General features: G+C 59.4%; 19 protein-coding genes and 1 pseudogene. 7 read left to right on the top strand and 13 right to left on the bottom strand.

The window, feature by feature from the left end; all coding sequences use genetic code 11:
• Window positions 1-119 precede the first annotated feature (119 nt).
• The 6 genes and pseudogenes from AUK77_RS14705 to AUK77_RS14680 all read right to left on the bottom strand — a co-directional run.
• Window positions 120-302, bottom strand: a pseudogene (locus AUK77_RS14705) (hypothetical protein); the annotation flags it as partial.
• 46 nt (window positions 303-348) lie between these two features.
• On the bottom strand, window positions 349-729 hold the full coding sequence (locus tag AUK77_RS14700; RefSeq protein WP_296130946.1) for a RidA family protein: 381 nt from the start codon (window positions 727-729) through the stop codon (window positions 349-351).
• Between the two features lie 125 nt (window positions 730-854).
• On the bottom strand, window positions 855-2,963 hold the full coding sequence (gene spoT / locus AUK77_RS14695; RefSeq protein ID WP_296130943.1) for a bifunctional GTP diphosphokinase/guanosine-3',5'-bis pyrophosphate 3'-pyrophosphohydrolase: 2,109 nt from the start codon (window positions 2,961-2,963) through the stop codon (window positions 855-857).
• A gap of 60 nt (window positions 2,964-3,023) precedes the next feature.
• On the bottom strand, window positions 3,024-3,287 hold the full coding sequence (gene rpoZ / locus AUK77_RS14690) for a DNA-directed RNA polymerase subunit omega (protein ID WP_296130941.1): 264 nt from the start codon (window positions 3,285-3,287) through the stop codon (window positions 3,024-3,026).
• A 137-nt stretch (window positions 3,288-3,424) separates the two neighbouring features.
• Window positions 3,425-4,045: a guanylate kinase gene (gmk, locus tag AUK77_RS14685; RefSeq protein ID WP_296130938.1), complete on the bottom strand. Its 621-nt coding sequence runs from the start codon at window positions 4,043-4,045 to the stop codon at window positions 3,425-3,427.
• Between the two features lie 148 nt (window positions 4,046-4,193).
• A complete protein-coding gene (locus AUK77_RS14680; RefSeq protein ID WP_296130935.1) occupies window positions 4,194-5,057 on the bottom strand; it encodes a YicC/YloC family endoribonuclease in 864 nt (287 codons plus the stop codon).
• A 141-nt stretch (window positions 5,058-5,198) separates the two neighbouring features.
• Here AUK77_RS14680 and rph point away from each other — a divergent pair, with 141 nt between their 5' ends.
• Together rph and AUK77_RS14670 are read left to right on the top strand one after the other, a co-directional pair.
• The gene (rph, locus tag AUK77_RS14675; protein ID WP_296130932.1) at window positions 5,199-5,921 is read left to right on the top strand and encodes a ribonuclease PH; all 723 of its coding nucleotides are present in this window, start codon (window positions 5,199-5,201) and stop codon (window positions 5,919-5,921) included.
• Between the two features lie 39 nt (window positions 5,922-5,960).
• Complete coding sequence (locus AUK77_RS14670) at window positions 5,961-6,332, top strand: DUF4870 domain-containing protein (RefSeq protein ID WP_296130931.1); 372 nt, start codon at window positions 5,961-5,963, stop codon at window positions 6,330-6,332.
• Window positions 6,333-6,387: 55 nt separating this feature from the next.
• Here the strand turns inward: AUK77_RS14670 and AUK77_RS14665 are convergent, their stop codons facing one another.
• The gene (locus AUK77_RS14665) at window positions 6,388-7,167 is read right to left on the bottom strand and encodes an exodeoxyribonuclease III (RefSeq protein WP_296130929.1); all 780 of its coding nucleotides are present in this window, start codon (window positions 7,165-7,167) and stop codon (window positions 6,388-6,390) included.
• A 91-nt stretch (window positions 7,168-7,258) separates the two neighbouring features.
• On the opposite strand from AUK77_RS14665, the gene pyrE reads away from it, so the two are divergent.
• Together pyrE and AUK77_RS14655 are read left to right on the top strand one after the other, a co-directional pair.
• Entirely contained in the window at window positions 7,259-7,900 is a 642-nt protein-coding gene (pyrE, locus tag AUK77_RS14660; protein ID WP_296130927.1) for an orotate phosphoribosyltransferase, read from the top strand.
• Window positions 7,901-7,923: 23 nt separating this feature from the next.
• Window positions 7,924-8,517 carry a DUF4124 domain-containing protein gene (locus tag AUK77_RS14655; protein ID WP_296130924.1) on the top strand — a complete coding sequence of 198 codons (594 nt, stop codon included), beginning with the start codon at window positions 7,924-7,926 and terminating at the stop codon, window positions 8,515-8,517.
• 22 nt (window positions 8,518-8,539) lie between these two features.
• Here AUK77_RS14655 and AUK77_RS14650 read toward each other — a convergent pair whose 3' ends face one another.
• From AUK77_RS14650 to coaBC, 5 genes are all read right to left on the bottom strand, one after another.
• Complete coding sequence (locus AUK77_RS14650) at window positions 8,540-8,986, bottom strand: thioesterase family protein (RefSeq protein WP_296130922.1); 447 nt, start codon at window positions 8,984-8,986, stop codon at window positions 8,540-8,542.
• A 127-nt stretch (window positions 8,987-9,113) separates the two neighbouring features.
• Window positions 9,114-10,019 carry an acetylglutamate kinase gene (argB, locus tag AUK77_RS14645; protein WP_296130920.1) on the bottom strand — a complete coding sequence of 302 codons (906 nt, stop codon included), beginning with the start codon at window positions 10,017-10,019 and terminating at the stop codon, window positions 9,114-9,116.
• Window positions 10,020-10,050: 31 nt separating this feature from the next.
• Window positions 10,051-11,433: a phosphomannomutase/phosphoglucomutase gene (gene algC / locus AUK77_RS14640; protein ID WP_296130957.1), complete on the bottom strand. Its 1,383-nt coding sequence runs from the start codon at window positions 11,431-11,433 to the stop codon at window positions 10,051-10,053.
• A 1,273-nt stretch (window positions 11,434-12,706) separates the two neighbouring features.
• Window positions 12,707-13,162, bottom strand: coding sequence for a dUTP diphosphatase (gene dut / locus AUK77_RS14635; RefSeq protein WP_296130917.1), 456 nt, complete (start codon window positions 13,160-13,162; stop codon window positions 12,707-12,709).
• Between the two features lie 26 nt (window positions 13,163-13,188).
• Window positions 13,189-14,397, bottom strand: a complete 1,209-nt coding sequence (gene coaBC / locus AUK77_RS14630) for a bifunctional phosphopantothenoylcysteine decarboxylase/phosphopantothenate--cysteine ligase CoaBC (protein ID WP_296130914.1) — start codon at window positions 14,395-14,397, stop codon at window positions 13,189-13,191.
• Window positions 14,398-14,584: 187 nt separating this feature from the next.
• Here coaBC and radC point away from each other — a divergent pair, with 187 nt between their 5' ends.
• From radC to rpmG, 3 genes are all read left to right on the top strand, one after another.
• Window positions 14,585-15,259, top strand: coding sequence for a DNA repair protein RadC (gene radC / locus AUK77_RS14625; RefSeq protein WP_296130911.1), 675 nt, complete (start codon window positions 14,585-14,587; stop codon window positions 15,257-15,259).
• A gap of 279 nt (window positions 15,260-15,538) precedes the next feature.
• Entirely contained in the window at window positions 15,539-15,775 is a 237-nt protein-coding gene (gene rpmB / locus AUK77_RS14620; protein ID WP_090240685.1) for a 50S ribosomal protein L28, read from the top strand.
• A gap of 10 nt (window positions 15,776-15,785) precedes the next feature.
• Window positions 15,786-15,941: a 50S ribosomal protein L33 gene (gene rpmG, locus AUK77_RS14615; protein ID WP_022960960.1), complete on the top strand. Its 156-nt coding sequence runs from the start codon at window positions 15,786-15,788 to the stop codon at window positions 15,939-15,941.
• Between the two features lie 183 nt (window positions 15,942-16,124).
• On the opposite strand, the gene AUK77_RS14610 is transcribed toward rpmG, so the two are convergent.
• Window positions 16,125-16,490 (bottom strand): cupin domain-containing protein, encoded by a 366-nt coding sequence (locus AUK77_RS14610; protein WP_296130909.1) that lies wholly within the window; start codon window positions 16,488-16,490, stop codon window positions 16,125-16,127.
• Window positions 16,491-16,513: the final 23 nt, after the last annotated feature.

The following is a 16,513-nucleotide window of genomic DNA, read 5'->3' as shown; positions in this document are numbered from 1 at the left end:
ACCGTGAAAATTGAATCGTCTTCATGATCAATCCCTCGTATTCGGAGATGTCACGATTCAGTTTAGACCACTGCAACAGTTAACTCAGACAGAGCCTTGTTAAAACTGGCCAATTGGCGTTGGCTGTCGATCTGCCATTCCAGATTGGGCCCATAGGCGAGCAGCGCCTCACGCAGATTGCCGCGCTCCACCGCTGCCGTGATAGCAGCCTGGTTGATCCAGGTGCCGTCAGGCGAAGAGGGCGTGCTGGCGCAGCCACTGAGCAGGGCGCTGGCAAACAGGGCAAATAACAGGCTGCGCATGACGCCTCCGCCTTGAGAAGAGCGGGGCCGTGGCCCCGCTAAGGGTTTATTCGAGAACCAGGATCGCGTCCATTTCCACTTGTGCGCCGCGTGGCAGGGCAGCCACACCGATGGCAGCGCGGGCAGGGTAGGGCTGCTCAAAGTAACGGCCCATGACTTCGTTGACCTTGGCGAAATGCGACAGGTCGGTGAGGAAGATGTTCAGCTTGACGATGTCCTTGAATGAGCCGCCGGCTGCTTCAGCCACGGCCTTGAGGTTCTCGAATACCTGCACGGTCTGCGCTTCGAATCCTTCAACCAGCTCCATGGTGGCGGGGTCCAGCGGGATTTGCCCGGACATATAAACAGTGTTACCTGCCTTGATCGCCTGGGAGTAAGTGCCGATAGCGGCCGGGGCCTTGTCGCTGCTGATAACGCTCTTGCTCATGGGAACTCCTGCAAACAGTGATGGAGAAAAGTAGTGCGCGCATCCTTAGATGCGCTGCGAGTTAGATTGCCTGTGCCGAATGAAAGCCACAGCGGCTTGGCGTGGGATACGTTCTTTGGGGCTGCTTAGGCGCGGGCGCGAGTGATGCGAATCACCCCGGTCAGGGTGCGCAGCTTCTTGATCACGCGAGCCAAGTGCACGCGGTCATGCACGCTGACGACCAATTGCACGACGCTGATGCGGCCATCGCGCTCGTCCATACTGATTTTCTCGATATTGCCGTCGGCGGCGTTCACGCTGCTGGCCAGCAGGGCAATCAGACCGCGCTGATGCTCAAGCTCGACGCGCAGTTCGACATTGAATTCGCCGGTCACGTCCTTGGGCCAAGACAGCTGAATACACTTCTCGGGGTTGTGGCGAATTTCACCGATGTTCTTGCAGCTGTCCAAGTGCACCACCATGCCTTTGCCGGCGGACAGGTGGCCGACAATCGGATCGCCCGGAATCGGTGTGCAGCACTTGGCGTAACTCAGCACCAGGCCTTCTGTGCCACGAATCGCCAGCGGCCCTTCGCTGCTTGGCTGTGCCTCGTTGCTGTCGCTCAGCAGGCGACGTGCCACCACATAGGCCATGCGATTACCCAGGCCGATGTCTTCGAGCAGGTCTTCGATCACATCCAAATGGTATTCGGCGAGCACTGCTTGAACGCGTTCGGGCGAGAGTTTTTCGACGCGGCTGTCAAAGCCGGCCAAGACTTTATTCAGCAAGCGCTCACCGAGGCTGATGGACTCTGAGCGACGTTGCAGTTTCAGTGCATGGCGGATGTGGGTGCGGGCTTTACCAGTGACCACAAAACTCAACCAAGCCGGGTTGGGTCGTGCGCCGGGTGCGCTGACGATCTCGACCGTAGAACCGCTTTCCAAGGCTTGCGACAGCGGTGCCAAGCGGCGGTTGATGCGGCACGCAATGCAGGTGTTGCCGACATCGGTGTGCACCGCATAAGCGAAATCGACCGCCGTAGAGCCTTTCGGCAGCTCCATGATGCGGCCTTTGGGCGTGAACACGTAGACCTCGTCGGGGAACAGGTCGATCTTTACGCTCTCAATAAACTCCAGCGAGTTGCCGGCGCGTTGCTGCATTTCCAGCACGCCCTTGACCCACTGCCTCGCGCGGGCGTGGCTACCCTTGGGCTGGTCTTCTTCGTTGGACTTGTACAGCCAGTGCGCGGCGATGCCGTTGTTGGCCAACTCTTCCATCTCGCGGGTACGGATCTGGATCTCGATCGGTACACCGTGCATGCCAAACAGCGTGGTATGCAGGGACTGGTAACCGTTAGCCTTGGGAATCGCGATGTAATCCTTGAAGCGGCCGGGCAGTGGCTTGTAAAGGTTGTGCACGGCGCCGAGCACGCGGTAACAGGTATCAACCTTGTCGACGACAATGCGGAAGGCATAGACGTCCATAATTTCGTTGAACGCGCGGCGTTTGCCGCGCATCTTCTGATAAATGCCGTAAAGATGCTTCTCGCGCCCGACGACTTCACCTTCCAGGCCTTCACGGGCCAGGCAGTGGGTGATCGACTCTTCGATCTTGTTGACGATTTCCTTGCGATTGCCACGAGCGCGTTTGACTGCCGTACGGATACGCTCGGAGCGCATCGGGTGCATGGCCTTAAAGCCTAGGTCTTCGAACTCGATACGCATGCTGTGCATGCCCAGGCGGTTGGCAATCGGTGCGTAGATTTCCAGAGTTTCTTTGGCGATGCGTCGGCGTTTCTCGCCGGACAGCACTTCCAGGGTACGCATGTTGTGCAGGCGGTCGGCCAGCTTGACCAGGATCACGCGAATATCGCGGGCCATGGCCATGGCCATTTTCTGGAAGTTTTCAGCTTGAGCTTCGGCTTTGGTCTCGAAGTTCATCTGGGTCAGTTTGCTGACCCCATCGACCAGTTCCGCCACGGACTCGCCGAACTGGGTGTCCAGAGCTTCTTTGGCAATACCGGTGTCTTCGATCACGTCATGCAGCATCGCGGCCATCAGGCTCTGATGGTCCATGTGCATGTCGGCCAGGATGCTCGCCACCGCCAGAGGATGGGTGACGTAAGCTTCGCCGCTGCGTCGGCGTTGGCCGTCGTGGGCTTGTTCAGCGTAAAAATAAGCGCGGCGCACCAGATTGACCTGGTCGCCGTCGAGGTAGGTCGAAAGTCTGTCGGCGAGGGCGTCTATGCTCGGCATGGGCTTTCCCCTTGTCGATTCAGATAACCCTGCGCCTGACGACGTCGACCCTGCATAGGCTTACAGAGGCTCGTTAGCCTCGTCCTCGAATGCGGCAAACAACGGTTCTTCTTCCACGATGTCGTCTTGAGCGATGACGTCGTAGCTCATCAGGCCAGCGGCGATTTCACGCAGCGCGACCACGGTTGGCTTGTCGTTTTCCCAAGCCAGCTTAGGCTCTTTGCCGCCGGTAGCCAGTTGGCGCGAACGCTTGGTGGCGAGCATGACCAGCTCAAAGCGGTTATCAACGTGATCCAGGCAATCTTCGACGGTAACGCGGGCCATGGTGTTCCTCGTAGCAAATGCGTAATAAGGCTAAGCCCAAATGGGCGAGCGGACTGGGTAGTCTAAGAAAACCAGCCCGCAGTCACAAGCTTAAAGCGTAAAGAAAAGCCGGCCGGCTATCAGCTCGACGAACCGGCCTAGGCCAGCAGCTCGTTAAGCAGCCCGGCATGGCGCTGCTGTTGAGGGCTCTGCAGAAGCTGATTAGCGCGGAAAATAGCCTTCAAGTCGCTGAGGGCGTGGGAGAAATCATCGTTGATCAGAATGTAGTCGTACTCAACGTAGTGGCTCATCTCGCTAACGGCTTCGCGCATGCGGCGTTCGATGATTTCGCCGCTGTCCTGGCCGCGATTGGTTAGGCGGTGGCGCAGCGCTTCCTGAGTTGGCGGCAGAATAAAGATGGATTTGGCCTCTGGCATCAGTCGACGCACCTGCTGCGCACCTTGCCAGTCGATTTCCAGAATCAGGTCGTAGCCTTCGGCCAGCGTCTGTTTAACCCATTCCTGAGAAGTACCGTAGAGGTTGCCGAAGACTTCCGCGTGTTCAAGGAACTCGGTTTTGTCGAGCATGGCATGGAAGTGCTCACGGCTGACAAAGTGGTAGTTCACCCCATCCACTTCGCCCGGGCGCATGGCGCGGGTGGTGTGCGAAACGGAGACGCGAATCTGCGCTTCGCTGTCGATCAGCGCCTTGACCAGGCTGGTCTTGCCCGCGCCGGAGGGGGCGGAAATGATGTACAGGGTGCCGGTGGTAGTGGTCATTGAGAGCTTCCTGAACAAATCTTGGGGGCTTGAAAACGTAGCGAGCGACGGATAGGCAAGGCGGAATCAGGTGAGAAAGCGGAGTTTACGACTGTAAATGAGCATTTCGAACCTGATTTCAACGCGGCATAGCCTAGCGCAGTAGTTTTTATTCGATGTTCTGCACTTGTTCGCGCATCTGCTCGATAAGCACTTTCAGGTTTACCGCCGCCTGCGTGCTGCGAGTGTCGAAAGCCTTGGAACCAAGGGTGTTGGCTTCGCGGTTGAGTTCCTGCATAAGGAAATCCAAGCGGCGGCCCGCTTGTCCGCCGGTTTTCAGGACGCGGCGCACTTCGCTGACGTGGGTGCTGAGGCGGTCGAGTTCTTCGGCGACGTCGCTCTTTTGCGCCAGAATCACCAACTCTTGCTCCAAGCGTTGCGGATCCAGTTCGGCCTGCATGTCGGCGCAGCGGTCGAGAATCTTCTGTCGTTGACCCGCGAGCATCTGCGGTACCAGCTCACGCAGCGTCGCGACTTGTTCGAGGATGCTGTCCAAGCGCTCGTTAAGCAGTTTGGCCAGTTCCGCCCCTTCGCGCTCGCGGCCTCTCTTCAGCTCGTTCAGCGCTTCGGTGAACAGCGTCAGCGCATTCTGGTTGAGTGCTTGCGGGTCCGCAGCGTCCGCCACCAGCACGCCGGGCCAGCCGAGCACTTCCAGTGGGTTGAGTGCGGCCGGTTGTTTGATCAGGTTGGCGACGCTTTCAGCGGCGGCGACCAGTTGCGCGGCGCGTTCCAGATCGACCTGCAAGGCTTTGCCGGTGCTGTCATCGCTAAAACGCAGGGTGCATTCGACCTTGCCACGCGACAGGCCGTTACGCAGCGCTTCGCGCACAGCACCTTCGAGGTCGCGAAAGCTCTCCGGTAAACGCAGGTGCGGCTCAAGGTAGCGATGGTTAACCGAACGCAGCTCCCAGCTCAGGGTGCCGTGGGTACCGGCCTGCTCGGCGCGGGCGAAGGCAGTCATGCTGTGGATCATCGGGGCGAACCTCGCGGAAAGTCGAAAGCAAAGGCGCGAGATTGTAGCGCAGTGCGTCGGTCGCTCCCAATTCGGCATAGCGCCGCACCGTTCCGGCCCTATAATGCCGGGCAGATTTTTATTCAGAGTAGGAATTCCTTGATGAAACGTCCCAGTGGCCGCGCCGCCGATCAGTTGCGCCAGATTCGCATTACCCGCAACTACACCAAACACGCCGAAGGCTCGGTGCTGGTTGAGTTTGGCGATACCAAAGTGATTTGCACGGTCAGTGTTGAGTCGGGTGTGCCGCGTTTCCTCAAGGGTCAAGGCCAGGGCTGGTTGACGGCCGAGTACGGCATGCTGCCGCGTGCCACCGGCGACCGTAACCAGCGTGAAGCCAGCCGTGGCAAGCAGGGCGGCCGCACCCTGGAAATCCAGCGTCTGATCGGCCGTTCGCTGCGTGCAGCGTTGGACATGTCCAAACTGGGCGAAAACACCCTATACGTCGACTGCGACGTGATCCAGGCTGACGGCGGCACCCGCACCGCCTCTATTACCGGGGCCATGGTGGCACTGGTTGATGCGCTGAAAGTAGTCAAAAAGCGTGGCGGCCTGAAAGGTGGCGATCCGCTCAAGCAGATGATTGCCGCGGTGTCGGTAGGCATGTACCAGGGCGAGCCGGTATTGGATCTGGATTACCTGGAAGACTCCGCTGCCGAAACCGACCTTAACGTGGTGATGACCAGCGCCGGTGGCTTCATCGAAGTGCAGGGCACCGCTGAAGGCGCACCTTTCCAGCCGGCCGAGCTGAACGCCATGTTGGCGTTGGCGCAAAAAGGTATGGCTGAGCTGTTTGAACTGCAGCAGGCTGCTCTGGTCGATTAAGTCCGATAGCTTTAAGCCCACACCGCAAGGAGACGCACCATGAGCGACGAACCCCTAGCACCGCAGCCCACTCCCGGCCCTGAAGCCCGTCAATGGGCAATGTTCTGCCATTTCGCGGCTTTTCTCGGGCTCGTATTTCCTTTCGGCAATCTGCTCGGGCCGTTGATTGTTTGGCAGATCAAGAAAGACTTGGATCCGTTCGTTGATGCTCAGGGTAAGGAAGCGCTGAATTTTCAGATCAGCGTCGCTTTGGCGGCACTGCTGTGCGTCTTGCTGATGGTGGTGGTGATTGGTTTCCCGCTGCTGCTGCTGGTCAGCGTGGGTGCGCTGGTGCTGACCATCATTGCCGGGATCAAGGCCAATGAAGGCCAGGCTTATCGCTATCCGTTCTCTTGGCGTCTGGTGAAGTAGGCGCTCTAAGGGCAGAACGTAAAAAACCGGCATTTAGCCGGTTTTTTATTGGGCGCTACACGCTGAGTATCCAGTCGTAATCGACGATCAACGGCGCATGCTGCGAGAAGCGCGGTTGGCGCGGCAGGCGGGCGCTGCGGATGCTACGGCGCATGCCGGGCGTCAGCAGCTGATAGTCGAAGCGATAGCCAAGGTTGAGCATCTCCGCTTGCTCGCTGTCCGGCCACCAGCTGAACTGATCGCCTTCGCGGCTGGCTTCGCGCAGGGCATCCACATAGCCCATGCTGCCAATCACCTCGTCCATCCAAGCGCGTTCCGGTGCAAGGAAGCCGGGCAATTGCTGGCAGTCGCGCCAGTTCTTCACGTCGAGCTTCTGATGCGCCACATAGAACGAGCCGCAATAGATGTATTCGCGGCGCTTGCGGCGCTGCTTGTCCAAATAATGAGTAAAGTCGTCCATAAACTTGAATTTTTGATTCAAGCTCTCGTCACCCTGCTGCCCTGAAGGCATGAGCATGGTGGCAATACTTACTTTGTCGAAATCGGCCTGCAGGTAGCGCCCATAGCGATCGGCCATTTCAAAGCCGAGGCCGCTGATTACCGCCTTGGGTTGCAACCGCGAATACAGCGCCACGCCACCTTGGCTTGGCACTTCTGCATCACAGGCATAGAGGAAATAGCCATCCAGTTGGAAGGCTTGGTCGTCCAGTTCAAAGGCGGAGGCGCGGGTGTCCTGCAGGCAGATGACGTCGGCATTCTGTGCTTGCAGCCAACTGAGCAAACCGCGCTCGACTGCAGCATGAATACCATTCACGTTCACACTGATGATCCGCATAAATGGCCCCCAAAATCACGTGCGTGTATGATACCCGAGCTCGTGTCCAATAAGTAATTTCCTAGTAAATCCGTGCCGTCCGGGGCTTTTCATGCAAGCGTATCAACGTGATTTCATCCGTTTTGCCATTGAGCGTGGGGTCCTGCGCTTTGGTCAGTTCACCCTCAAGTCCGGGCGCATCAGTCCTTATTTCTTCAACGCCGGGCTGTTTGACAGCGGTTTGGCCTTGGCCCAGCTCGGCCGGTTTTACGCCTCGGCGGTAATGGACAGCGGGATTGATTTTGATGTGCTGTTTGGCCCGGCCTACAAGGGTATCCCGCTGGCTGCGACCACCGCGGTGGCCTTGGCTGAGCATCATCAACGTGACGTGCCCTGGTGTTTCAACCGCAAGGAAGCCAAGGATCACGGCGAGGGCGGTACGCTTGTAGGGGCTCCACTGGCCGGTCGTGTGTTGATTATCGATGACGTGATCACTGCCGGTACGGCGATTCGCGAAGTGATGCATATTATTCAGGCCCAGGGCGCACAGGCCGCCGGGGTACTGATTGCCCTGAACCGCCAAGAGCGTGGCAAAGGCGAATTGTCGGCGATTCAGGAAGTGGAGCGCGACTACGGCATGCCCGTGGTGAGTATTGTGTCACTCGAACAGGTGCTGGAATATCTGGCAGAGGATGCTGAACTCAAGCAGTATCTGCCGGCGGTACAAGCCTACCGCGCCGAGTACGGTATCTAACCTATCGATAAGGTGTTGCACTGATGCATAGTCCTGCCCTGACCCGCTGTTCGCTGTTGCTAGGCCTACTGCTGCCGGTTATGGCGGGCGCAACGGAGCTGTATCGCTATGTCGATGACAAGGGCACCACGGTCTTGAGTCGTCAGGGTGTGCCGCCGGAGCACATCAGCAAGGGTTATGAAGTGCTCAATGAGCAGGGCCGGGTGGTGCGGGTGATTGCTCCAGCGCCTAGCGCCGAGGAAATGCAGCTCATTCTGGCTGAAAAAGCCCGCGCCAACTCCGATGCGCAACTGCTACGCCTTTACAGCACGCCGGAAGACGTCGAGCGCGCCCGTCAGCGCAAGCTGGCTGAACTCGACGGTTTGATCGGTGTGGCGCGCAGTAATTTGCAGTCTGTGCGCACCCAGCAAGCCAACCTGCAAAGCCAGGCCGCCGACCATGAGCGTAGCGGTCGTGCTGTACCGGCTCACCTGCTAGGGCAGATCGATAACCAGAAAGCTGAGCAAGAACGGCTTAAGAGCGACATCGTGCGCTATCAAGCCGTGCGTAAAGACGCTGACAGCAGCTTTAATGCCGACCTCGACCGGATCAAGCACCTGCAAGAGCGCAACCGTTAATAAAGGGTTGCCGCCAGCGTCCCTATGCCTCAGGGGCGCAACGTTCAAACGCCATGACCTTTTCCCGCAGCCAGACCGGCAGCGGGCTGCTGCTGCGGCTCGTCTTGTCGGCGTGCACGTAAATCACTTCACCGGCCGTTAGCGCCTGTTCATCGCGCCAGATCCCCAGGGCAAAGCTCAGGCTGGAGCGGCCCAGGCGGGCGACGCGAATGCCAACCTGCAACTCATCGTCGAAGCGGGCGGGTGCCAAATATTCCAGTACGGTCTTGATCGCGAAGAAATCGCCACCATCGCGGCTCAGGTCGTCCGGGTAGCGAATGCCTAGCGCTCGAAAGTATTCAGTAATGGCGACGTCGGCATACGTCAGGTAGTGACCGTTGAACACAATGCTTTGCGGGTCCACTTCAGCCCAGCGCACGCGCAAAGGATGAAAGAAGCTGAAGGCGTCGCGGGACGGTGGGCTACTCATGTGAATCACCTCGGCTACAGTGCTAAGCCACTGAGCTTGGGTGCTGCAAGAGCCCGCTGCAAGGTGCGCAGCAGGCTATCAGGCGGGCGAATCAGCCACGATCAGCGGTCTGATTCGGTAGCAGGGCTCAGTGGCGCTTGCGGTTGCAGATCAGCGTGCCGACACCGCTGTCGGTGAAGATTTCCAGCAGCACGGCATTCGGCACACGGCCGTCGATGATATGCGCGCTGGTGACGCCGCCTTGCACCGCTTCCAAGGCGCAGCGGATCTTCGGCAGCATGCCGCCGTAAATGGTGCCGTCGGCGATCAGGCCATCGACCTGCTCGGTGGTCAGGCCGGTCAGCACTTGGCCCTGCTTGTCCATCAGGCCGGCAATGTTGGTCAGCAGCATGAGCTTTTCAGCTTTCAGCGCTTCAGCCACTTTGCCCGCTACCAGATCAGCGTTGATGTTGTAAGACTCGCCATCCGGGCCGACGCCAATCGGCGCGATGACCGGGATGAAGTCGCCCTTCACCAGCATGTTCAGCAGGTCGGTATTGACCCCGGTGACTTCGCCGACGTGGCCGATGTCGATGATCTCTGGCTGAGTCATTTCCGGCGTCTGGCGGCTGACCTTGAGCTTTTTCGCGCGGATCAGCTGCGCATCTTTACCGGTCAGGCCGATGGCGCTACCGCCGTGTTGGTTGATCAGGTTGACGATGCTTTTGTTGACCTGGCCGCCCAGGACCATTTCCACCACGTCCATGGTCGCGGTGTCGGTGACGCGCATGCCGTCGACAAAGTGGCTTTCGATGGACAGGCGCTTGAGCAAGTCGCCGATCTGCGGGCCGCCGCCATGCACCACCACCGGGTTGATGCCCACGGCTTTCATCAATACGATGTCGCGGGCGAAGCCTTCTTTCAGCTCTTCGCTTTCCATGGCGTTGCCGCCGTATTTGATCACCAGGGTCTTGCCGACAAAACGGCGGATGTACGGCAGTGCTTCGGACAGTACCTTGGCGACGTTGCTGGCGGCGTCACGTTCGAGGGTCATGCAGGGCTCCAGTTAAAGGTGTGTGAGTCAGTCAGAACGGCAGGCTGAGGTCAGGCGCGGCGCTGTAGAGCTGGGCGCGGAAGACTTCCTTGATCCGTTCGAGTTCCTGTTCGGTTTCCGCCTCAAAGCGCAGCACCAGCACCGGCGTGGTGTTGGATGCACGCACCAGGCCCCAGCCTTTGGGGTAATCCACGCGCACGCCATCGAGGTTGGTGATGTTGCCTTCGCCCCACACGCCGTCGCGTTGCAGGCGATCAATGATGCTGAACTTGCTCTGTTCGGTGACCTGAATATTGATTTCCGGGGTGGAGATGTCATTCGGGAAGGCGTTGAACACGTGCTCGGCGTCGCGGCGATCCTGGCTGAGGATTTCCAGCAGGCGTGCGGCGGCATAGATGCCGTCATCAAAGCCGAACCAGCGCTCTTTGAAGAACACGTGGCCGCTCATTTCCCCGGCGAGCAGGGCGCCGGTTTCCTTCATTTTCTTCTTGATCAGCGAGTGGCCGGTTTTCCACATCACCGGGCGGCCACCGTAGCCGCTGATCAACGGGGTCAGGCGGCGTGTGCATTTGACGTCGAAAATGATGTCCGCACCCGGGTTGCGCGAGACCACGTCCTTGGCGAACAGCATCAGCAGCCGGTCCGGGTAGACGATGGTGCCGGTATTGGTCACCACGCCGACGCGATCACCGTCGCCGTCAAAGGCCAGGCCGATGTCGGCTTTCTCGCTTTTAACCTTGGCGATCAGATCGGCAAGGTTCTCCGGCTTGCCGGGATCGGGATGGTGGTTGGGGAAGTTGCCGTCCACTTCGCAGTACAGCGGAATCACCGAGCAGCCCAGTGCCTCAATCAGCTGCGGGGCGATCACGCCCGCTACGCCGTTGCCGCAGTCGACCACCACACGCATAGGCTTGGCCATGGCGATGTCGTCGCGGATGTGTTTGAAGTAGCGATCCAGAACATCGACTTGCTCGACACTACCCACACCGCTGATCAGGTCATTGGTATCAATGCGCGTTTTCAGCGCCTGAATCTGCTCATTGGCCAGGGTGTCGCCAGCGATAACAATTTTGAAGCCGTTGTAGTCCGCCGGGTTGTGGCTACCGGTGAGCATCACCGCCGATTTACCGGTGAGCACATGCCCGGCGAAGTACACCACGGGCGTCGGCACCATGCCGACATCGCTCACATGGCAGCCACTGTCCAGCAAGCCCTGGATCAGCTGCTGCGCCAGGACTGGGCCGGACAGGCGGCCGTCACGCCCGACGGCGATGTTGGGTTCACCCTCAGCGATGGTTTGCGAGCCGATGGCGCGGCCGATCCAGTACGCGGTTTCCGCATTCAAGGTGCGTCCGACCACGCCGCGAATGTCGTACGCGCGGAAGATATCGGCAGGTAGTTTGGGGGCGTTGATTGGCGTTGGCGCTGGTGGCGCTTCATCTAGGCCCAGCAGGTCTTGATCTTCGTCGAGAATGTCGATGTCCAAAATATCGGTGTCCTGAAACAGGGGGTCGATCATCGGATGCGCTGCGGACGGCGTTGGTGCGGCGCTGCGTGTTGGGTTGTTGGTGTTCGGCGTCGTCGTGCTGGCGGGCGTCGCGGCAGCGGGCTCATGCGCGCGGCGCGGCATGCGCGCCAGGCTCTGAGCCAAGCTGTCGAGGACCGGCAGACTCAGGCAAAAGGATTTGACCGGTTTGCCGGCATTGAGTTCTTTGACCATTTGACCCAGTTGCAGCGCGTCGGCCTGTAGCTTGCGTTGTAGATGGTTGTTCAGCAAAAACAGCCCAACCATCGCGCCGATTAATGCCAAAAGGCCGGCTATGCCCAGCAGCAACGGTGAGATCACTGACTCGGTGAGCGAGGCCCCCGGGATAAAACTGACGCTCCAGTTGGGATTGCCCGTGCTGAATGACTGCGGCACGCCCTCGGCTTGACCGCGCTGCGCCAGTACTTGGGCGGCGGTATTATTGAATTGCTGTACCAGTTGGATCTGGCCAACCTCGGCGGGCATTACCGGCAGGTTGGCGAGCAGGCGCTCTAGGTCGACAGCCAGCAGTAAAGTGCCGTGCAGCGGTTCGCCTTCGTTCAGGCGCAGCGGCGCGGCGCTGTACACCAGCCAGCGCTGGCCCACTTTGTAGGCTTCGGGCGCCGGCGTTTGACCACTCTCGACGCGGCGCAACATGTCCAGCGCCGCAAAGTTCATCGGCGCGATGCGGCTCATGTCCTGAATGGCCTGTCCACGGGCGTTGAGGTGAGCATCAACCACGCCGTGCCAATAGGTCAGGTTGCGCTCGGCAGCGCGAACCTGGGCAATGTCCTGGCTTTGCAGGGCCAGTAACAGCTGTGGGTTGCGTGCGGCGGCTTGCGTGTCGGCTGCCAGTTGCTGCAGGGCTTTTTGCACGACGGTGGCTTGGCTGCCACCCCACGCCTGGCTGAGTTGCTGCAGGTGCACCTGATTGGCGTTGCTCAGCGGGCCAAACCATAGCAGCGCACCGGCCAAGGCAATGCCCGCCAATGCGGCGGCCAGACCCGGCAGTAGGTCGTTGAGGTCGCGCTTGGGCTTTTCCGGTGCAACGCTGGCGGCCAACTCGGCGCTGGGTGTGGCAGGGTCAGCGTCCTTGGCGGTGCGCTTGAAGAGTTTCATGCAGCGTCTCCTCGGCAATTCATCCTGGAAAGAGTAAGGGCGATCAGTGGCTGCCGGAGTGACCGAAACCACCTGCACCGCGCTGGGTTTCATCAAATTGCTCGACCAGTTCGAAATGCGCTTGCACAACCGGTACCAGTACAAGCTGGGCAATGCGCTCGCCGATGGCGATGGTGAACGGCGTTTGGCCACGGTTCCAGCACGACACCATCAACTCGCCCTGATAGTCCGAGTCGATCAAGCCGACCAGATTGCCGAGCACGATGCCGTGTTTGTGGCCCAGTCCCGAGCGGGGCAGGATCATCGCAGCCAGGCCAGGGTCGCCGATGTAGATCGACAGGCCGGTCGGGATTAGCACGGTTTGGCCCGGCTCAAGCACCAACTCTTGCTTGAGCATGGCGCGTAGGTCGAGGCCTGCTGAGCCTGGGGTGGCGTAGTGCGGCAAGGGAAATTCATTGCCCAGGCGCGGGTCGAGGATTTTGGCTTGTAAGGCGTGCATATCAGGCTCTGTTCGATGAGTGGGCGTCAGCGGCTGGCCATGCGTTCAGCAATGAACTGCACCAGTTGGCGGGCAATTTTGCTTTTGCTGGTTTGGGCGAAGCTGCTTTGCTGGAGTTCACGGTCAATGATAGTGATGGCGTTTTCTTCGCTGTTGAAGCCGATGCTGGGGTTAGCCACGTCGTTGGCCACAATCAGGTCGAGGTTCTTGTCACGCAGCTTGCGCGAGGCGTACTCAAGCAGGTTCTCGGTTTCAGCGGCAAAACCCACGCTGAACGGACGATCCGGGCGAGCGGCCAGGGTTGCGAGAATATCGGGGTTGCGCACCATTTGCAGAAGCAATCCGTCACCACTGCTAGGGTCTTTTTTCAATTTGTGCTGGGCGACCACTTCCGGGCGGTAATCAGCCACGGCGGCGGCGGCAATCAACACGTCGCAGGGCATCACGGTTTCGCAGGCGGCCAGCATGTCGCGGGCGCTGGTGACGTTGATGCGGGTGACGCGCTCGGGCGTGGGCAAGTGCACCGGACCGCTGATCAGGGTGACTTTAGCCCCAGCTTCGGCGGCGGCTTCGGCTAGGGCAAAGCCCATCTTTCCGGAGCTGTGGTTGGTGATGTAACGCACCGGGTCGATATTTTCTTGGGTCGGGCCGGCAGTGATCAGCACGTGTTTGCCGGTTAGTGCCTGGTGCTGGAAGCAGTCGGCGGCGCATTGCACCAGTTGCTCGGCTTCCAGCATACGGCCCAGGCCGACATCGCCGCAGGCCTGGCTGCCAGCGGCAGGGCCAAACAGGTGCAGGCCGCGCTGGCTTAGCAGCGCCGCGTTGGCTTGGGTGGCTGGGTCGCGCCACATGGCTTGATTCATCGCAGGAGCCAGCGCCACCGGTGCATCGGTGGCCAATACCAGGGTGGTCAGCAGGTCATCGGCCACGCCCTGAGCCAGGCGTGCCATCAAGTCGGCGGTGGCAGGCGCGATCAGCACCAGATCAGCCCAGCGCGCCAGCTCAATGTGGCCCATGGCGGCTTCGGCTTCGGGGTCGAGCAAGTCAAGATGCACCGGATGCCCGGACAAGGCTTGCAGGGTCAGTGGGGTGATGAATTCACGACCGCCTTTGGTCATGACCACGCGCACGTCGGCGTCTTGGTCTTTGAGTCGGCGAATCAGCTCGGCACTTTTATAAGCAGCAATACCGCCACCCACGCCAACAATGATGCGTTTCCGATAAAGCCGCTGCATAGGCCTGCCTTTTATTGAGATGGATACACCGCGCCGCTGACGCCTCCCCAGGCCAGTCGCCGCGCAAAAGTTGGGCTACGATAGCACAAGGGGTGTGCTGACGTAGCGCTCCCAGCGCTTGCCTGGCTTGGCTTTGCGCACTTAGGTGTGGCGCTTTGCCACGCCGGCGAACACACAAGGAGGTGTGATGAGTATTCGTGATTGGCCGGCGGCTGAGCGCCCTCGGGAGAAGCTGCTGGCGCAGGGCGCGGCGACACTGACTGACGCCGAATTATTGGCGATCTTTTTGCGCACGGGCGTGGCTGGGCAGAGTGCGGTGGACTTGGCCCGTCACCTGTTGGGCGATTTCGGCAGCCTACGTTTGCTGTTGCAGGCGGATTTACCGTCGTTTAGCCAGCGCCTGGGCTTAGGCCCGGCCAAGTTTGCCCAGTTGCAGGCTGTGCTGGAAATGGCCCGGCGGCATCTGGCCGAGCAGTTGCGCCGCGACTCAGCACTGGAAAGCCCGCAGGCCGTGCGCGATTACCTTAAGGCGCTGCTAAGGCATGAGCCGCATGAGGTCTTTGGTTGTCTGTTTCTCGATGCCAAACACCGCGTGCTAGCGTTTGAAGCGCTGTTTCATGGCTCCATCGACAGCGCTAGCGTGTACCCACGCCAAGTGGTTAAACGGGCGCTGGCGCACAATGCGGCGGCGCTTATCCTTACGCACAATCATCCTTCCGGAGTGGCGGAACCGAGCCAGGCCGATCGTGTGCTGACTCGCCGGTTAAAGGAAGCTTTGGAGTTAGTGGATGTGCGCGTGCTCGATCACTTTATTGTTGGCGACGGTGAGCCGCTGTCGATGGCGGAATACGGTTGGCTCTAAAACGGGACATTTGGCGACAAGCGGTCGAGTGGCTCGGTAACCGTTGTCGGCAGGGGCGGGCGCAGGTTTGCTGGTTGTCTGTTGGTTTTATAAAGTGCAGTTAACCTTGTTGCGCTGGGGTCTTTCTGGTATAAAGCAGCGCTCTTTTGTAGGGGCCCGGTTCTTGCGCTTTCAGGTACGGCCGGTAAGACCCTCGAGATACGCGGCGCTGAGCGCCAAGATTGAATATTAGCGGCCAACCCATGCCGGGTTGGGCATGTGGTTTTAGAGGGCTGAGGCATGTCGAGAGTCTGTCAAGTTACCGGTAAGGGTCCGGTAACTGGGAATAACATTTCCCACGCGAACAACAAAACCCGTCGTCGTTTCCTGCCGAACCTGCAGCATCACCGCTTCTGGGTCGAGTCTGAGAACCGCTTCGTGCGTCTGCGCGTTTCTGCCAAAGGCATGCGTTGCATCGACAAGCGTGGTATTGACGTCGTTCTGTCCGAGCTGCGTGCTCGCGGCGAAAAGGTTTAAGGAGAAAGTCATGCGTGAATTGATCCGTTTGATCTCGAGTGCCGGTACTGGTCACTTCTACACTACCGACAAAAACAAGCGCACTACTCCGGACAAAATCGAAATTAAAAAATTCGATCCGGTTGTTCGCAAGCATGTGATGTACAAGGAAGGCAAGATCAAGTAATTGATCTGGCTTCTTGATGAGAAAGCCCGCTTTTATAGCGGGCTTTTTCTTGCCTGCGATTTGGTAAGCCCTGGGCGATAAAAACGCCTGCAGCCATTTTTAAGCGTGTTAGCTAGGGCTGCAGGAGTTACAGGCAAGAAAAAGCCCGCGCAAGGCGGGCGAAGGGTGACGCATGAATTCAACTCAGCGGCTGGCCTGTTCGAACATCACATAGACCTTGCGGCAAAGCTCCAACACTTCCCAAGTGCCAGAGAAACCGGCCGGGATGACGAAGCGGTCGCCCGCGCGCAGGGTTTTGGCGTTGCCGTCTTTATCACGCAGTACCGAAACGCCCTGCAGAATTTCACAGTACTCGTGTTCGGTGTAGTTGACGGTCCAGTGACCAATCGCACCTTCCCAGATCCCAGCATTGAACTGACCGCATGGGCTGCCATAGTGGTTGCGCACGCTCTGCTCGGGGTCGCCTTTTAGAACTTTCTCCGCCGCTGGGCGGTAGTGTTCGGGTGCGGTGGTGGCGGTGGCGAAGTCGACGATCTTTTCGATGTTCATAAGCGTGTCCGTTAGGGGTTGAG

The organism is Pseudomonas sp. Ga0074129 (genome assembly GCA_001465025.1).
Taxonomy (GTDB): domain Bacteria; phylum Pseudomonadota; class Gammaproteobacteria; order Pseudomonadales; family Pseudomonadaceae; genus Aquipseudomonas.
Note: the sequence above shows the minus strand (reverse complement) of the source record. Positions and strands in the feature narration are given on the sequence as shown.